Here is a 17783-nt window from a genome sequence, read left to right as displayed (position 1 = left end):
GTCATAAAGAAATAGGCGTCATATCTAATACGTTCGATATGACGAACAACAGTAACAGGAACCACAATGAGTGAAATGACTCAAACTGCCGAAGAGCAGCCAATTGATGAGTTGGTGGGCTGGGTCAAGCAGCATGATTTTTCATTAAACTTGCCACCAGAGCGCTTAGCATTTTTGATAGCTATCGCCGTACTAAGCAATGAAAGGTTCGATGAAGAGTTGGGCGAGGGTGAACTGCATGACGCATTCACTATTGTCACTCGACTGTTTGAAGATACTGGCGAAGCGTCCGCGTTTCGTGCCAACAACGCTATCAATGAGTTGGTTAAACAGAAGTTGATCAGCCGCTTTACCAGCGAAATCACAGATGGTGCAAGCATTTATCGCTTATCGCCATTGGCGATTGGCATCTCAGATTATTACTTACGTCACCGCCAGTTTTCTAAATTAAAACTGTCTATCCAGCTTTCTATGGTTGCCGATGAGATGGCAAAAGCCATTGAAGCCGCCCAGAAAGGTGGAACTCCGGGACATTGGAGAAGGAATGTGTACGGCGTGCTCAAGTATTCTGTTGGCGAAATTTTTGATCAGATCGATCTCAACCAGCGGGTTATGGATGAACAGCAACAAACCGTCAAGCAGCAAATTGCGGATCTGTTAAATAAAGATTGGCGAGAAGCAATCAACAACTGTGAGTCTTTGCTATCAGAAACCTCAGCCACGCTAAAAGAGTTGCAAGACACCTTGCAAGCGGCGGGTGATGAACTGCAAACCCAGATTCTTGATATTCAAGAAATTGTTTATGGTGACGATGAGCTCGAGTTCGTTGGCGAAACCCTATTTGGTTTGCAAATGAAGCTAGACCGAATCACCAGTTGGGGCCAACAAGCGATTGATTTGTGGATCGGCTACGATCGCCACGTGCATAAATTTATCCGTACCGCGATCGATATGGATAAAAACCGTGCCTTTAGCCAACGCTTGCGTCAGTCAGTCACTGACTACTTTGATGCGCCTTGGTTATTGACCTACGCAGACGCAGAAAAACTCACGGATCTTCGCGATGAAGCACTTGTGCTCCGTGATGACGAAGTGATGGGGCAAGCCCCAATCGACGTAGAATACGAAGAATTTGAGCAAGTGAACGATCTACTTTCAGAACGAATCGCAGATATGTTGAAAGCTCACAAACAGCAAGGTGCGCCAATTGATCTTGGCCTTGTGCTGCGTGATTACCTCGCAGCGCACCCTCGCACACACCATTTTGATTTAGCCAGAATTGTTGTCGACCAAGCCGTGCGCTTAGGTTACTCAGAGTCTGACTATCAGGCTATTCAGCCGGATTGGCAGGCAATCAACGATTTCGGTGCAAAGGTACAAGCAAATGTCATTAACAAGTACTGATGATTACATGCCAGAGAAACTGGTAAAAGCGATAGCGAACCCGTTGTTTCCTGCGCTAGATAGCATGTTGCGTTCAGGCAAGCATGTTTCAACAGAAGACCTAGACAACCACGCGTTGCTTTCTGATTTTGAAGTTGAGCTTCAGCATTTTTATCAACGCTACAATACGGAACTGGTAAAAGCGCCTGAAGGTTTCTTCTATCTGCGCCCGCGTTCTACGTCTTTAATTGGTCGTAGTGTGTTGTCTGAGCTCGACATGCTGGTTGGCAAAGTATTGTGTTTCTTATACCTAAGCCCAGAGCGTTTGGCTCATGAAGGCATCTTCACCAATCAAGAGTTGTTTGATGAACTGATGTCGTTAGCGGATGAGAAAAAACTCATGAAGCTAGCAACCAACCGTGCGTCTGGTTCTGACTTAGACAAAGAAAAGCTGTTTGAAAAAGTACGTACTTCTTTACGCCGTTTACGTCGTATCGGCATGCTGATCGTGATTGGTGAAACAGGTAAATTCCGTATCAGCGAAGCGGTGTTCCGTTTTGGTGCGGATGTTCGTGTTGGCGATGATATGAAAGAAGCGCAATTACGACTTATTCGTGATGGTGAAGCTGTTGTTCATACTCAAGAACCTAACCAAGGTAGCTTGTTGAATGAAGAGCAAACGGAAGCCGTATCAGAAGTTGAACTAAACGTGGACGAAAACGGTCAACAAGACATTTTTAACGATCAAGCCGGCTTTGACCTTGAGTCAAACGATGGCGAACAAACAAAAGTAGAAGGTGAAGCATGATTGAAAGAGGTAAGTATCAATCATTAACCATGATCAACTGGAACGGTTTCTTTGCGCGTACTTTTGATATTGATGGATTGGTTACAACGCTTTCTGGCGGTAACGGTGCGGGTAAGTCGACCACAATGGCGGCATTCATCACTGCACTGATCCCTGACCAAAGCCTTCTGCATTTCCGTAATACAACGGAAGCGGGCAGTTCACAATCATCTCGTGATAAAGGCCTTTACGGTAAGCTTCAACCTGGCGCATGTTACGCCGCGCTAGATGTTGTGAACTCTCGTAATCAACGCCTATTGTTTGCAGTAAAACTGCAGCAAGTTGCGGGTCGTGATAAGAAGGTCGACATCAAACCGTTTGTAATCCAAGGCCTTCCAAGCCATGTGAAGCCAACGGATGTATTGATCCAGAACGTTTCAGACAGCCACGCTCGTGTGTGTCAACTGAACGACGTGAAAGCAGCCGTAGCGCAATATGAAGGGGCGCACTTTAAAGCTTTCTCTTCTATTGTTGATTACCACTCACAGATGTTTGAGTACGGTGTTGTTCCTAAGAAACTGCGTAACAGCAGCGACCGTTCTAAGTTCTACCGTCTGATTGAAGCATCGCTTTACGGTGGTATTTCTAGTGCGATTACGCGTTCTCTGCGTGATTACCTTCTACCGCAAAATGGTGGCGTGAAGAAAGCATTCCAAGACATGGAATCAGCACTACGCGAAAACCGCATGACGCTAGAAGCGATCAAAACGACTCAGTCGGATCGTGACTTGTTCAAGCACTTGATCACTGAATCTACGAACTACGTGGCAGCAGATTACATGCGCCATGCCAACGATCGTCGCAACAAGCTTGATCAAACGATGAAGTTCCGTGGTGAACTGTTTGGTTCTCGCGAAACCTTGCTTGATCAAAACAACTTGTTGAACCGCGTTCAAGAAGAGCTTGAGCTGTTGGTCGATCAAGAATCGGCACTAGAGCAAGATTATCAAGCGGCTTCGGATCATCTTCAATTGGTTCAAACTGCACTTCGTCAGCAAGAGAAAATTGCTCGCTACAGTGAAGATCTAGAAGAGCTTAATGAGCGTCTAGAAGAACAGATGATGGTAGCTGAAGAAGCTCAAGAACGAGTACTTCTTGCTGAAGAACAGGCAACCATTACTGAAGAAGAAGTGGATAGCCTGAAAACTCAGCTTGCTGACTACCAACAAGCGTTGGATGTTCAGCAGACTCGTGCGCTTCAATACCAACAAGCGGTTCAAGCATTAGAGAAAACTAAGCAGCTACTTGATGATGAGTCTATTACGGCAGAAAGCGCATTAACTCTGGTTTCTGAGCTAAAAGCACAAGAAGAATCAAGCACTCAAACGTTACTGTCGACTAAGCATAAACTAGACATGTCTTCTGCTGCGTCTGCGCAGTTCGACAAAGCGCTCGCTCTTGTTAAAAGCATCGTTGGTGACGTTGAGCGTAAAGAAGCGTCTAACAGTGCTAAGCAAGCGTTAGAAAAAGGCCGTAACGCAAAACACGTTGTTGAAAACGAACAACAGTGGCGTGCTCAGCACCGCGACATGGCTCGTGATGTGGCGCAGCAGCGTCAAGCAAAAGAGCTTGCGACTGAATACCAAAAGCAACACAACATCTCACTGACTGACGAAGCGGTTTTCGATGAAGAACGTGAACGCCATGCAATGCAGATCGATTCTCTTGAGTACGCTCAAGAAGAGCTGCGTGAAGCGAAGAGTGAGCAACGTCGTGTGCAACAAAACCACGACCAAGAGATTCAAAAACTTGAGTCTATTGCTCCAACGTGGATCACGGCGAACGACGCACTTGAAGCCCTAAGAGATCAAACAGAAGCTGAGCTAGAAGATAGCCAAGCAGTAATGACTCAAATGCAGCAAGTGCTTGAAGACGAAAAATCTCAAGCGGTAGCGAAAGATCAATTGGCGACGCGCCGTTCTGAACTTGAACAAGAGATAGAGCGTTTAGCTTCTCCGGGTGGCTCTAACGATCCTCGCCTGAAAGGTCTGGCGGATACGCTTGGTGGCGTGCTGCTTTCTGAGATCTACGATGACATCACGATTGGCGATGCACCGTACTTCAGTGCGATGTACGGCCCGGCTCGTCACGCAATTGTGGTTTCGGACCTTGATGGCATTAAAGAGAAGCTGGTGGATCTTGATGATTGTCCAGAAGATCTTTACATCCTAGAAGGCGATGTAGATGCGTTTGATGACAGCTCGTTCAATGCCGATGAGCTTGAAGGTGCGGTGTGTGTTCAGCTGAACGATCGCCAAATGCGTTACTCGCGCTTCCCTGAGATTCCATTGTTTGGCCGTGCGGCTCGTGAGCAACGCCTAGAGAAATTGCGTGAAGAGCGTGACGTTGTGGTAGAAAACCATGCCAAAGCTGCGTTTGACTCTCAGAAACTGAATCGCCTATACCAAGCATTTAACAGCTTTGTTGCTAAGCATCTGCACGTTGCGTTTAACGCAGATCCAGAACAAGCACTGGCTGCTATTCGTGATAAGCGTAATCAAATTGTTCGTTCTCTGGCTGAGCTTGACTCTAAAGAGCAACAACAACGCAGTCAGCTTCTACAAAGCAAGCAAGCACTTGGTGCACTGGACAAATTGGCACCAATGGTTCGTATTCTTGAAGACGAAACATTAGCTGAGCGTCTCGCTGAATTAGAAGCACAACTAGAGCGTCTAAGCGAAGCTAAGTCTTACTTGAACACTCATGGCAAAGCACTTACTTCATTAGAGCAAATCGTTTCTGCACTCGATGCTGACCCAGAGCAATTCGAAGCTTTGGAAGCCGAGTATCGTCAGGCGGACAGCGCGTTACAAACTCTAAAAGGTAAAGTGTTTGCTCTTTCTGACTTAATCGAACGTCGTCACTACTTTGCTTACGCAGATTCTGTTGACCTGCTTAACAAGAGCAGCGAACTGAGCGAACAACTGAAAGCGAAGTTGGTTCAAGCAGAACAAGCACGAGCTAAAGGCCGCGATGGCTTGAAGCAAGCTCGCGAACAGATGAACCAGTACAACCAAGTATTGGCAGCACTGAAGAGCTCGCACCAAGCGAAGCAAGAGACGGTTCAAGAGTTCAAGCAAGAGCTACAAGAGTTCGGTGTTAACGCTGATGAAGGTGCTGAAGAGCGCGCGGTTCGTCGTCGTGACGAGCTTCAAGAGCGTTTGCATACTTCTCGTAGCCGTAAGAGTGAATACGAACGCACGATTACCTCAACTGAACTTGAGATGAAAGCGCTGGCTAAGCGTCTTAAGAAAGTTCAGAAAGAGTACACAGAGCTTCGTACCTTCGTTGTTGCAGCAAAATCCGGCTGGTGTTCAGTACTGCGTTTAGCTCGTGAGAATGACGTTGAACGTCGTCTGCACAAACGTGAACTGGCTTATTTAACGGCGGGCGAACTTCGCTCTATGTCGGATAAATCACTGGGTGCGCTACGTCTGGCTGTAGCTGACAATGACGACCTGCGTGATTCGCTGCGTCTCTCTGAAGACAACGCACATCCAGAGCGTAAGGTTCTGTTTTACATTGCGGTTTACCAACACCTTCGAGAGCGCATTCGCCAAGACATCATTCATACGGATGATCCGGTTGAAGCAATCGAAGAGATGGAAGTAGAGCTAGCTCGACTAACAGAAGAACTGACGCAGCGTGAAAACCGCTTAGCGATCAGCTCTGAGTCGGTAGCAAGTATCATAAAGAAAACGATTCAGCGCGAGCAGAACCGTATTCGTATGCTCAACCAAGGTCTGTCTAACATTTACTTTGGTCAGGTTAAGGGCGTGCGTCTGAACGTTAAGATCCGTGAAAGCCACGAGATCTTGCTATCAGGGCTAGCGACTCAACAAGATCAACACAAAGACTTGTTTGAATCAACGCGCTTTACCTTCTCTGAAGCGATGGCGAAGTTGTTCCAACGTGTCAATCCACATATCGATATGGGTCAACGTTCTCCGCAAGTTCTTGGTGAAGAGTTACTGGATTACCGTAACTACCTAGAGCTGAGTGTTGAAGTTAACCGTGGTTCAGACGGTTGGTTACAAGCGGAATCGGGTGCATTGTCTACGGGTGAGGCGATCGGTACTGGTCAATCAATCCTATTGATGGTTATTCAGAGCTGGGAAGAAGAGTCACGTCGACTTCGTAGTAAAGACATCGTTCCATGTCGTTTGTTGTTCCTTGATGAAGCCGCTCGTCTGGATTCTAAGTCGATCTCTACGCTGTTTGAACTGTGTGACCGTTTAGGTATGCAACTTCTGATTGCTGCGCCAGAGAACATTAGCCCAGAGAAAGGTACAACCTACAAACTGGTACGTAAGGTCTTCAAAGACCACGAACACGTACACGTTGTTGGTCTGCGTGGTTTTGCTAAAAACAAACCGGTATCTCCTGTTCAATAGCTTATCGAAACCCCTTAGAAGCGTAATCTATCTACCGTAAATTAATGGCCTCGAAGTATACACTTCGGGGCTTTTTTTGTTTGGCAGCTTCACGGGTCTCGTATTCTTTTGGTGAGGGTGGTATTCCTGAGCTATTTAAAATGACTGACTGTGATTGGCATGACTCAGCCTGAACTTATTACCATATAAAAAACCGCCTTCTCAGAAGAGAAGGCGGTTTTAATTACGTTATCTTTTTTTAAGCCGAAGATTTTGATACTTAGGCTTTAACGTATAGGTTGTCGGTACGTTTAGCTTATCTAAGATTAGATCTTAAACATCTTTATCGTTTGATGCAGTTCGTCCGAAACATTATTAACATTTTGCGCTGTTTGAACATTTTGCTGGACGTCATCGACAGTCGCTCGCGCCAAATCATTTACATTCACTACATTTTCGTTGATTTCAACGGCTACTTGCGATTGTTCTTCCGCTGCCGCTGCAATCTGGTTGTTCATGTCTTGAATTGTCCCAATCTCATGCTGAATAGTATTCAGCATTTGACTCGCTTGATCTGACTTTTCACGAGTTACTTTAGCTGTTTCCGCATTTTCAACCATAAGCTCAACAGATTGTTTTGCTTGAGTTTGAAGTGATGAAATCATGGTTTGTATTTCGTTCGTGCTTTCTTGTGTCTTGTTAGCGAGGTTACGCACCTCGTCAGCCACGACGGCGAAGCCGCGACCTTGCTCACCCGCTCGAGCTGCTTCAATTGCTGCGTTTAATGCCAGCAAGTTTGTTTGCTCAGCAATACCTCGGATAACATCAAGTATGCTACCTACATTTTGAGTTTCTTTTTCAACACCAAGAATCGAATCTTGAACCTGCTCAATATTCGTTACAAGTAAGCTGATTTGCTGGTTCATGTCACCCACAGTCTCAAGACCTGACTGAGATGAAAGGCTTGCCTCATTGGATGATGATGATGATGATGATGCCTGCATCGCATTTTGAGCCACTTCCGCAACAGTCGCGGTCATCTGATTCATCGCGGTTGCAACTTGCTCTAGCTGCATCATTTGCTCTTCTGATGAGGTACTTAACTGATTTGAAGAGGTCTCAAGAGATGAAGATTGTGATGAGAGAGAGTTTGAAGACTGCTCAATATTGCCAATAATGCCTTGGAGGTTACCTGCCATTTCAAGAGTTGAACGGTAGATCCCCGTTTCATCGCCATTTAATTTAGGGATGTTGGTCAGGTCTCCTGCCGAGATTCGACTAACAAGAGCTTCGATGTATTGTGGCTCTCCGCCAATAGGACGATACATTAATCGGGTGACTAATAAGAATGTTATTCCGGTTGCCATAACCGCGAAAATTAGACCAACTACAGTATTTATTTTCACCATCGCATTTGAAGGCGCTTCAATGTCGTCCCAACTTGCCCAAGCCCAGGTATTCCAACCTAATGACTCAATTTGAGACGAAACGACATAAAAGTCGCCTTTATCTGGAACATTGTAAGAGTGCTCACTGGTCATCTTACTACCGTGTTCACGGTATGATGGTCGAAGATCGTAGATATTTTTACCAATAAAATCTTCATAGCTAGCGGCAACAAGGAAACCATCTTGGCGAGAGACAAATAAGTTTGGCTCTTCAGATAGCTCGTTTATATAGTCTGTAATATCACTCATTTTAAGACTAAGGCCAATCACTGCTTTCGTTTCGCCCCTGGCTTTAAATGGAATAACAACTGACATAGTTAAATGCCCTGTTGTTGCTAGGTAAGGGTTAGTTACTGATCGTTTTGCACCTGAAAACCCAAGGTTGAACCATTCGCGTTGTTTTTGCTTAGCATTAAAATTAGGAATGATACCTTGATTTTTAACGTCGTAAGTTTTGCCATCAGGAAGACCGATGTAAATATTAAGAACACCAAGAGATTCTTTACTGTTCGTCATCATTTTCAACAGCATCGGGTTGATCATGATGTTACCGGATCTATCAGTATGGATACTGGTTGAAATGCTTTCCAAAGCGCCGAAATACGCTTCCATTTTCCCTTCGACAGCTTTGGCTACAAGAAACGATTTCGTAGACAAGTTATGACGGTAGTCATCCGTGGTGGCAGACTTAAATTCGAAATATCCTATCGTAGATATAACTAAAATCGTTAAACAGATTAGGCCGCTAATTGTTAGCATAATCTTATTTTTGACGGTCATCAGAGCATATCCTTAACAGTTGTTGCTTATTTTATTGACTAAATTATCTGTATGCTAACATAGGGTTACAATTTATTTGTTGGTCGTTTTGTAAGGGAACGTCGTTACAAACAAGCAGTGTGAATACTTATGCGTGGGATTTACAGTGAATAGGGTATCTACACAAATTTGATGGGTTTTAATTGATTTTGATGGTGCGTATTTTTCTACTTCCTAGGCGGAATTAGCACAAATAAGTACCTTTTAATCTATTTTTGGTGTGAATGTGTTGCTGAAGTAAGCGTATAGAAAGGATTGGGATGCAAGGGGAGATAACCCCAAACACCCCAAATTTTGGCCTAAAATTTAAGTGACAAAATTTTGACTAGTTGTGACCGAACTGTTTTGCAGCGTAAGCAACACGCTCCGCAGGTTTTGGATATTCAGCAGGCGTGCCAAGGTTTTCAATATGATGCAGTCTAGGAAGTAGCCCCGCGCCGTTCGCGATTTGGATAGCTAAACCAGGTCGAGCATTAAGTTCTAGTACCATAGGGCCTTCTTCTTGGTCTAATACCATGTCAGTACCCATATAGCCTAAGCCCGTCATTTCCCAAGCACTTGATGCTAGAGTTAACAGCTTTTCCCAGTGAGGAACTTGTAATAACGCGAGTTCTTTACCCGTATCTGGATGGTGTGTAACAGGCTGATCGAACTGAACCGCTCGAACCGCTTTACCTGTCGCAATGTCTATACCCACACCAACAGCACCTTGGTGCAAGTTAGCCTTACCATCTGAATCTGAAGTGGACAGACGCATCATCGCCATCACAGGGTAGCCTTTGAATACGATGATTCGTACGTCTGGCACACCTTCGTAGCTGAAGCCTTCAAAACACTCATCAAACTTGATGAGGCTTTCAACTACGGCCACATCGTTCTTGCCACCCAGCGAGAAAAGGCCCGCGAGCGCGTTACTGATATGGCGCTCTACATCTTCTTCATTGATAGTAGAACCCGATGGTTTGGTGTAAACCCCATCTTTATGAGAGATCACAACAAGGATGCCTTTACCACCACTGCCTTGAGCGGGCTTGATTACAAAGCCCGGCCACTCTTTAACCATCTTGTGGATTGTTTTTACTTCAGCTTGGTGACTAATAACGCCAATAAGCTTTGGCACGGTGGCGCCAGCCTGTTCAGCAATGATTTTAGTCTTAAGCTTGTCATCAACGAGTGGGTACTTGGAACGATCATTGTAGCGGCCAATATAACTATGGTTACGCTTGTTCATTCCCATTATGCCTTTGTCTTTCAACTTAAACGGTGAAGTAAATTGATCAAACATAACTTAGTCCTCCGCTAGCGGTTTAAAGCGACGAAGCTCGGTTAGACGGTAGCCTGTGTAGTTACCTAGTAACAAGATGGTCGCTAGAATAACAAGCTGTAAACCAATAAAGTTAAACGTTAAGTGCTGAATGAACGGGTTAGTCATACCTAAGTAAACAAGCACCGCGGTAAATAGAGAGCCGCCACCTTGAAGTACAACTTCTTTCGCGCCTTCTTCTTCCCAAAGGATAGACATACGTTCGATAGTCCAAGACAAGATAATCATTGGGAAGAACGTAATTGATAGGCCTTCTGTAAGTCCGATTTTAAACGCGACTACAGTAAATATCGAAATAATCATAATTACTGTAATAATTACAGCGGATATCCTGGCCACGAGCAATAGGTTGAGTTTGGATAAGTAACTTCGTATTACAAGACCGGTACCGACAATCAGTAGGAAGCCAACAATACCGGTAACCAACTGTGTTTGAACGAATGCCACAGCAATCAGAACGGGCATGAACGTACCAGAAGTCTTAAGACCTATGATGACACGTAGGAACACAACAATCAGAGCACCGATAGGAATCAGCATGATGGTTTTAAACATCGCTTGCTCTTCTAGCGGTAGACTATGAATGGAAAGGTTTAACAGTTGATCCGCTGATACTTTACTGTTGGTTGCTTCAGTTGGAGTAACTTCCTGAGCAATCATAGAGAAGTGAACTTTACTGTTCTGACCGCCAACCACGTCTAATAGAGATACATTTGATTCATCCCAAATTAACAGGTTTGGTTGAACTTGCTGCTCGCTAGATTCAGGAGAGAATAGAACCCACTGGTTATTATCCCAAATTTGGTTCATGTGTTGGATTGATTGGCGACGACGTCCGTCTTCCAGTTCAATAACACCGACGACTTTGTTGTGGATTTTAGCGGCAGAAAGTAGCTTGTGTGTCGCTTCCACTTTGGTCATGTTATTCAGAATCAGCGCTGAGTTTTGGCTGTCTGGATCGTTAAGCGTTTTGATTAACTCACGAGTAAAGGTGATGTTGTCTGCTGAGCGCTTGGTTGCTCTGTCAATCAAAGCAAGGGCCGCGGCTTCTTCAGGACCATCAAAGCTTGGTTGAGCCACATCACCTTCTGGAGGTGTTGAGGTAACGTTCGCTTGGCTATCGACTAAGAACTGTGTCTTGTAGTAGATAGTCTGCGGACCATCTGCGTGACGAATTGACCACTCAGCACGGCGACCTGAATCTGTATTCAAGTATGAAATGCCGTAGCCTGGTGATGAAGCTGACTCGCCGATAAGTGTAAAGTTAGACTGTGTGTGAGGTGCGGCTAGTGAAACTTTTGCTTCTTTGCCCACTGCATTGAATTCGATACGAGCTTCAATGTCCCAAACCTGATTAGTTTCGCCTGGAGTCCAGGGTACACCGTAGGTTGTATGTCTGAACATACTCAGAGTTATACCTGCCACGATGAGCAGGAATATAGAAATATAAAATGGAATTCTTGACGTCATAGCTTACCCTACTATTGTTATTTAACTTCCGTTTGTACGTAGTTTTTACTTACATCTACTAGCGCTATGTCTTTGATAAATTCGCGCCCTAGTAATACAGGGTGACTCATTTGAGAGCGATCCGCCAATGTAAATTGCGCTTTTTCATGGATTTTTCCGACTTTTACCCATAATTCGATCACAGCTCGACGTTCTGTTTGATCATTCGTCGATTGACGGATTTTCACATAACGTACAACGGGCGCTTCGATCCATTTTTGGTCTTCTTTTGCTTGTGCTTTATCTGCCAAATGGAACTTAACCCAATCTTTACCGTTGCGTTCGAATTCTTTGATGTCGACGGCATTTAAAGAAGAGGTGGTTGCGCCAGTATCAACACGAGCATCGAAGCTTTGTTTGATAGAGTCGATCGATACTTTTTCAATACCGCCTAGAATAGTCGGCTGTGATGTAGGAGCGGTAGGTGCAGCTGCAACGGCAACAGGCTCGGCTTCTTTTAGCTCTTCAATGACCCTGTGTTCCATACTGGTCAGGTGAACATCTAATTGACTAGAAAGAGTGGTAATTTCGTCTTCCAAGCTTTCAATATAATCACTTTGATTACTTAGCTGCAGTTCAAGATTTTGAACCTTGTTTGCGATGTTTGTCTCTGAGCGGGAAATAGCGTCGAGAGTTTCTTGATGGTAGGTAGCACCGCTCGTGAGGGTGCAACCAGAGAGCAAACCAACCGCCACGATAGGCGATAATCGCTTAAACATATAAAAACCTTTGGAAATTAGAGAATAGTTCAGACTATTTAGAAGTTTATCCCACAAAAAAGGATGCGTGAAGCATCCTATTGTAAGAGTCTGGTCATATTGAATCGCAATGTGAGCGCTACGAAAATTATTGTCACTTAAGGGCGCTCACTTATTAAACATGAGCGCAACTTTTGTACAATTAGTTCTCTTTTTTATCAAAATTCCCACATATAAATAACGGTGGCTGTATGACGACAGAGCTTATGGTTTTGTGTAACAGAGCTTAAGGTTTTGTCGCTACTAGAATCGCACGCCTTGGTGCTGGGTGACCTTCTACGGTTTTACTTGGATCATTAGGGTCTAAGTAATCCGGTAGAGAGTTGTGTGTCATCCACTCCGTTGTGCGTTGTTCGCCAATCGTTGTAACATTTTCATCAACGATACGCACGTCTTCAAAGCCTACCTGTTCAAGCCAGCGTTTCAGTGCGCGTGCAGATGGGAAGAAGTAAACGTTTCTCATTTGCGCGTAGCGATCTACAGGCACAAGAACAGCGTTTTCGTCACCTTCAATCACTAACGTTTCAAGTACCAGTTCGCCACCAGATACCAATTGGTCTTTTAGTTGAATCAAATGATCAAGTGGTGAACGGCGGTGGTAAAGCACGCCCATGCTGAATACAGTGTCGTAAGCTTCCAGTTTTGGCAGTTGCTCAATACCTAGAGGTAATAGGTGAGCACGTTGGTCGTCGCCCATCAATTTACGAATGGCTTCAAACTGAACCAAGAATAAGTGAGAAGGGTCGATACCCACCGTTAAGCGAGCACCTTCACCTAGCATGCGCCACATGTGGTAGCCGTTGCCACAACCTACATCGAGAACCGAACGGTTTTTCAATGGAGAGATATGTGGAAGCACACGATCCCATTTCCAGTCACTGCGCCATTCTGTATCGATGTGAATGTCGTGAACTGTGTAAGGGCCTTTTCTCCAAGGGTGGAAAGTCTTCAGTAAGCTTTCTAACTTTTTAAGTTCACCCGTGTGGAACGGTGTAGAGCTGCCAATCGTCACTGAGTTTTTCAGATCAACTTGATCAGGTACACCTTGCGGGATTTTATTCAGTGCACGTAACCAACGGTCGAAGTCGCCGTGTTCTGCATTTTGCCAATCCGTCAGCTGTTGAGGAAGAACATTAAGCCACGGCTGAAGGCGAGTGTCTTGGGCAATGAGTTGATAAAAATTGGCAAAATTAAACATAGTTTTTCACTGAGTTAATAGGGTCAATAAACCCTAAAATAGAAATTAAATTTGTCATTCCCTACAGTGAGGGACGAACATGATAGGGAGTCTCGGTTTATCGTACTTGATAGAGATCCCCAACTCGCTCGTTCCTCGCTCTTGAGGATGACGTTTTAGTACTAGCTGACTGGGTATGTGCGCTATTTAATCGCGAACATTGAACCGAAGTTGAAGCATTGGAACCACACTTCGCTACTTGAGAAGCCAATCTTTTCAAAACGTTGCTTGTGAACTGTAATCGAGTCAGGACGCATCACGTTTTCAATTGCGCTACGTTTCTGGCTGACTTCAAGCTCGCTGTATCCGTTTGCACGCTTGAAGTCATGGTGCAGGTCGATAAGCAGTTCATTTGAACTTTCGTCTTCGAATACGTACTTTTCAGAAAGGATTAAGATTCCGCCCGGGCGTAAGCCTGCATGAATTTTTTCAAGCAGAGCGTATCGGTCGTCAGGAGACAGAAATTGCAGTGTAAAGTTAAGCACCACAACAGAGGCGTCTTTGATTTCCACTTCACGGATGTCGGCTTCAATCACTTCTACCGGTGTGTCACTGCGGTAGGCGTTTACATGCAGCTTACAGCGTTCAACCATGGCTTCTGAATTATCGATAGCGAAAATCGTGCAGCCTTCTTGCTGAATGTGACGACGCATAGAAAGTGTCGCAGCACCAAGCGAGCAGCCAAGATCGAAAATATTTGAATGTGGCTTTACAAAGCGTTCAGCCAGCATGCCGATTGCAGAGATGATATTGCTATAACCAGGCACCGAGCGTTGAATCATATCCGGAAATACTTCAGCAACCCTTGCATCAAAGGTGAAGTCTCCAATTTTATCAATAGGAGCGGAAAAGATATTGTCTGTGTTGCTCATGGCATTTTCTCTCGACAGTCAGCGTAATTGGCACAAAATTCATACCAAATAAAAGGGGACGTATTTTACGTAAAAAAATGGCTTGTGTCACGAAAACTGAGATTGATGAAAGTGAACGTGTGTTAGTAGTTGTTTACTATCAAAACATCGAGATTTGATGGTCGCCTTTTTGAGCAGGAAACTCCGCCAAATTAGGCAAGGTTATCTTTGTGTGTTCAGCAACTTGCGTCTGTAATTGCTTATAGATAGCAATCGCCAACTCAGGGGCGTGATTATTGTCTGGGGTGTGGATCATTAAATAAGGTTGTTTTCCTTCGTTTAACCAAGTCGGTAATTTCGCGAACCAAGGTTTAAAGAAAGCCAGATTGGGTTCCTGATCTGGATGACCAATAAAGCGAACCATCGGATTGTTTGCCGTCGCAATGGCATGAACCGGAACACGTGGTTTCTTTTGATGCGCGTCGATCACCGCTTCTGTGGTTGGTGGTGCGGAGAAAACAGGACGGCTATCCATAATGATGCGATTGATCCCTTCTTCTATCAACCAATGATTGAAACGTTTTTCGGCATCGCCTTTATCAAAGAAACCAAGGTGACGAACTTCAACGCCGAGCTGCATGTCTTTTGGAAACAAGGTACAAAATTTTTGCAGGGCAGGAAGCATGCTGGGTTCGAAGCTATGGGGCAATTGAATCGTCCACTGACCAATGCGCCTAAGTAGGGGCGACATGGTGAGCAGAAATTCTTTGAGTTCGGCTTGGCAATGTTTTAAGTGCTGCTGGTGGGTGATGAACTTAGGCAGCTTAAAAGTAAACTTGAAATCATCGTGACTCGCGGCTTTCCAGTTATTGACCGTTGAGACACTGGGTGTCGCATAGAAAGTCGTGTTGCCTTCAACGGTATGAAAAACTTGGGTGTATTTTTCTAAGCGCTCAGCGGGTTTTGTTCCTTTGCCATAAAACTGACTTTGCCACTCAGAATGAGACCACATTGTTAACCCAAGTCTTAGAGGTAAAGTTTCTGTTGTTATTACACGAGCATCCATCTATTACACCGTTATTTATCACGCCATCAGTCATTACAAAAAGTTTTTGGGTTGAAATGAAAATCTACTTTACGAGAGTTTTGCTGATTAAGGTACTTTCGAGATATAATTATCGCAATTCTTTCGGTTTTGATGAATCTTTGCGCACTTGATGGGCTAAAAAGCAGCAAAGCCAGATAAAACACAATAAATTCGAATGTGGAAGGTCGATTTTAAGCGAGTTTCCGCGTATAAATGTTCCTTTGCTCTGTTGTGTGGAATGACCACTGACAGCTTGGAAATTAGTAAATAATTAAGAGATTGGGAAATTCATTATGCGTACCCATTACTGTGGTAACCTGAACAAGTCCCTGGCGGGACAAACTGTAGAATTGTGCGGCTGGGTAAACCGTCGCCGTGATTTAGGCGGTCTTATCTTTATCGATATGCGAGATCGTGAAGGCGTCGTTCAGGTTGTTGTCGATCCAGGTATGAAAGATATCTTTCCGATCGCTAACCAACTGCGTAATGAATTCTGTATCAAGTTTACTGGTGAAGTACGCGTTCGTCCGAACAGCCAAGTAAATAAAGATATGGCGACGGGTGAAGTTGAGCTTTACGCAACTGGCCTTGAGATCATCAACCGTTCAGAAGCGCTTCCACTAGACTTCAACCAAACGAACTCTGAAGAGCAGCGTCTTAAGTACCGTTACATCGATCTTCGTCGTCCAGAAATGAGCGATCGTATTAAGCTTCGTGCACGTGCTTCTAGCTTCGTTCGTCGTTTCCTAGATGAGAACCTATTCCTAGACATCGAAACACCAGTACTAACGAAAGCGACGCCTGAAGGCGCTCGTGACTACTTAGTACCAAGCCGTGTTCACAAAGGTAGCTTCTACGCACTTCCTCAATCTCCTCAGCTGTTCAAGCAATTGCTGATGATGTCTGGTTTTGACCGTTACTACCAAATCGTTAAATGTTTCCGTGATGAAGATTTACGTGCTGACCGTCAGCCTGAATTTACTCAAATCGATATCGAAACATCGTTCATGTCTTCTCAAGAAGTGCGTAACATCACTGAGAAGCTAGTTCACGATATGTGGAAAGAGCTTCTAGATGTTGAACTGGGCCAATTCCCAGTAATGCCTTTCTCTGAAGCGATTCGTCGTTTCGGTTCTGATAAACCAGACCTACGTAACCCACTAGAATTAGTAGACGTTGCTGACTTGGTTAAAGACGTTGAGTTCAAAGTATTCTCTGGCCCTGCGAACGACGAAAAAGGTCGCGTAGCGGTTATCCGTGTACCAGGTGGCGCTAAGCTAACTCGTAAGCAAATCGACGGTTACGCAGAGCATGTAGGTATCTACGGCGCGAAAGGTCTAGCTTGGATGAAGGTTAACGACCGTGCTGCTGGCATGGAAGGTATCCAATCTCCAGTTGCTAAGTTCCTAAACGAAGACGTGATCAACGGTCTTCTTGAGCGCACTCAAGCTGAATCTGGCGATATCATTCTATTTGGTGCAGATAAAGCGAACATCGTTGCTGAAGCAATGGGCGCACTTCGTATCAAGCTAGGTGATGACCTAGAGCTAACAGACAAGAAAGCTTGGGCTCCACTTTGGGTTATTGATTTCCCAATGTTCGAAGAAGATGGCGAAGGCAATCTTCACGCTATGCACCACCCATTCACATCACCACTTGGTGTGAACGCGGAAGAGCTAAAATCGAACCCAGCAGCAGCTAACTCTGATGCCTACGACATGGTAATCAACGGCTACGAAGTCGGCGGCGGTTCTGTACGTATTCACAGCGCAGAAATGCAAACGGCTGTATTCGGTATCTTAGGTATCGAAGCTAAAGAACAGCAAGAGAAGTTCGGTTTCCTACTTGAGGCACTTAAGTACGGTACGCCACCACACGCAGGTCTAGCATTCGGTCTTGACCGTTTAGCAATGCTTCTTTGTGGTACAGAGAACATCCGTGACGTTATCGCATTCCCGAAAACAACAGCTGCAGCATGTCTGTTAACAGACGCGCCAAGCCTAGCAAACCCAGCATCACTGGAAGAGCTAGCAATCGCTGTTAACTTAGCGAAGAAAGAAGACTAATCAAACGATTAAGCTCAACTTTCTAATCAAGCAGTGAGTTTTCGATAGAACTTTTTCTTTCGCAGAACAACGAAATGCCCG

The 17783-nt window shown here is 44.8% G+C and carries 11 protein-coding genes; 4 read left to right on the top strand and 7 right to left on the bottom strand.

Features of this window, described 5'->3' with window-relative positions; genetic code table 11:
• Window positions 1-66: 66 nt before the first annotated feature.
• From mukF to mukB, 3 genes are read left to right on the top strand one after another with little or no spacing between them, the layout of a single operon-like run.
• Entirely contained in the window at window positions 67-1404 is a 1338-nt protein-coding gene (gene mukF, locus AB6D80_RS04550; RefSeq protein WP_009846358.1) for a chromosome partition protein MukF, read from the top strand.
• Complete coding sequence (mukE, locus tag AB6D80_RS04545) at window positions 1385-2191, top strand: chromosome partition protein MukE (protein ID WP_017097715.1); 807 nt, start codon at window positions 1385-1387, stop codon at window positions 2189-2191. The genes mukF and mukE overlap by 20 nt, the downstream gene beginning before the upstream one ends.
• The gene (mukB, locus tag AB6D80_RS04540) at window positions 2188-6624 is read left to right on the top strand and encodes a chromosome partition protein MukB (RefSeq protein ID WP_029223168.1); all 4437 of its coding nucleotides are present in this window, start codon (window positions 2188-2190) and stop codon (window positions 6622-6624) included. Before mukE ends, mukB begins: the two co-directional genes overlap by 4 nt.
• A gap of 305 nt (window positions 6625-6929) precedes the next feature.
• On the opposite strand, the gene AB6D80_RS04535 is transcribed toward mukB, so the two are convergent.
• The 7 genes from AB6D80_RS04535 to AB6D80_RS04505 all read right to left on the bottom strand — a co-directional run bounded on the left by AB6D80_RS04535 (window position 6930) and on the right by AB6D80_RS04505 (window position 15615).
• Window positions 6930-8831, bottom strand: coding sequence for a methyl-accepting chemotaxis protein (locus AB6D80_RS04535; RefSeq protein WP_102579857.1), 1902 nt, complete (start codon window positions 8829-8831; stop codon window positions 6930-6932).
• A 364-nt stretch (window positions 8832-9195) separates the two neighbouring features.
• Window positions 9196-10155, bottom strand: coding sequence for an alpha-L-glutamate ligase-like protein (locus AB6D80_RS04530; protein WP_372187875.1), 960 nt, complete (start codon window positions 10153-10155; stop codon window positions 9196-9198).
• Window positions 10156-10158: 3 nt separating this feature from the next.
• Window positions 10159-11664 carry an inactive transglutaminase family protein gene (locus AB6D80_RS04525; RefSeq protein WP_009846363.1) on the bottom strand — a complete coding sequence of 502 codons (1506 nt, stop codon included), beginning with the start codon at window positions 11662-11664 and terminating at the stop codon, window positions 10159-10161.
• 17 nt (window positions 11665-11681) lie between these two features.
• Complete coding sequence (locus AB6D80_RS04520; protein ID WP_372187872.1) at window positions 11682-12422, bottom strand: ATP-dependent zinc protease; 741 nt, start codon at window positions 12420-12422, stop codon at window positions 11682-11684.
• Window positions 12423-12687: 265 nt separating this feature from the next.
• Complete coding sequence (cmoB, locus tag AB6D80_RS04515; RefSeq protein WP_009846365.1) at window positions 12688-13659, bottom strand: tRNA 5-methoxyuridine(34)/uridine 5-oxyacetic acid(34) synthase CmoB; 972 nt, start codon at window positions 13657-13659, stop codon at window positions 12688-12690.
• A 182-nt stretch (window positions 13660-13841) separates the two neighbouring features.
• Window positions 13842-14570, bottom strand: a complete 729-nt coding sequence (cmoA, locus tag AB6D80_RS04510; protein WP_017097717.1) for a carboxy-S-adenosyl-L-methionine synthase CmoA — start codon at window positions 14568-14570, stop codon at window positions 13842-13844.
• 139 nt (window positions 14571-14709) lie between these two features.
• Window positions 14710-15615 (bottom strand): DUF72 domain-containing protein, encoded by a 906-nt coding sequence (locus AB6D80_RS04505; protein ID WP_017101018.1) that lies wholly within the window; start codon window positions 15613-15615, stop codon window positions 14710-14712.
• Window positions 15616-15929: 314 nt separating this feature from the next.
• Between AB6D80_RS04505 and aspS the strand changes: the two genes are divergently transcribed.
• Window positions 15930-17702, top strand: a complete 1773-nt coding sequence (aspS, locus tag AB6D80_RS04500) for an aspartate--tRNA ligase (RefSeq protein ID WP_017104276.1) — start codon at window positions 15930-15932, stop codon at window positions 17700-17702.
• The last annotated feature ends 81 nt before the right edge of the window (window positions 17703-17783 follow it).

This window comes from Vibrio sp. 10N.247.310.17 (assembly GCF_041466605.1).
Lineage (GTDB): Bacteria > Pseudomonadota > Gammaproteobacteria > Enterobacterales > Vibrionaceae > Vibrio > Vibrio tasmaniensis_A.
This window is presented reverse-complemented; position numbering and strand designations above follow the sequence as displayed.

Bases quoted from the DNA above. Each gene is read 5' to 3' on its own strand.
- mukB (WP_029223168.1), top strand. From the start codon at position 2,188: ATGATTGAAAGAGGTAAGTATCAATCATTAACCATGATCAACTGGAAC.
- cmoA (WP_017097717.1), bottom strand. From the start codon at position 14,570: ATGAGCAACACAGACAATATCTTTTCCGCTCCTATTGATAAAATTGGA.
- AB6D80_RS04520 (WP_372187872.1), bottom strand. From the start codon at position 12,422: ATGTTTAAGCGATTATCGCCTATCGTGGCGGTTGGTTTGCTCTCTGGT.
- cmoB (WP_009846365.1), bottom strand. From the start codon at position 13,659: ATGTTTAATTTTGCCAATTTTTATCAACTCATTGCCCAAGACACTCGC.
- aspS (WP_017104276.1), top strand. From the start codon at position 15,930: ATGCGTACCCATTACTGTGGTAACCTGAACAAGTCCCTGGCGGGACAA.
- AB6D80_RS04525 (WP_009846363.1), bottom strand. From the start codon at position 11,664: ATGACGTCAAGAATTCCATTTTATATTTCTATATTCCTGCTCATCGTG.
- mukF (WP_009846358.1), top strand. From the start codon at position 67: ATGAGTGAAATGACTCAAACTGCCGAAGAGCAGCCAATTGATGAGTTG.
- AB6D80_RS04535 (WP_102579857.1), bottom strand. From the start codon at position 8,831: ATGACCGTCAAAAATAAGATTATGCTAACAATTAGCGGCCTAATCTGT.
- mukE (WP_017097715.1), top strand. From the start codon at position 1,385: ATGTCATTAACAAGTACTGATGATTACATGCCAGAGAAACTGGTAAAA.
- AB6D80_RS04530 (WP_372187875.1), bottom strand. From the start codon at position 10,155: ATGTTTGATCAATTTACTTCACCGTTTAAGTTGAAAGACAAAGGCATA.
- AB6D80_RS04505 (WP_017101018.1), bottom strand. From the start codon at position 15,615: ATGGATGCTCGTGTAATAACAACAGAAACTTTACCTCTAAGACTTGGG.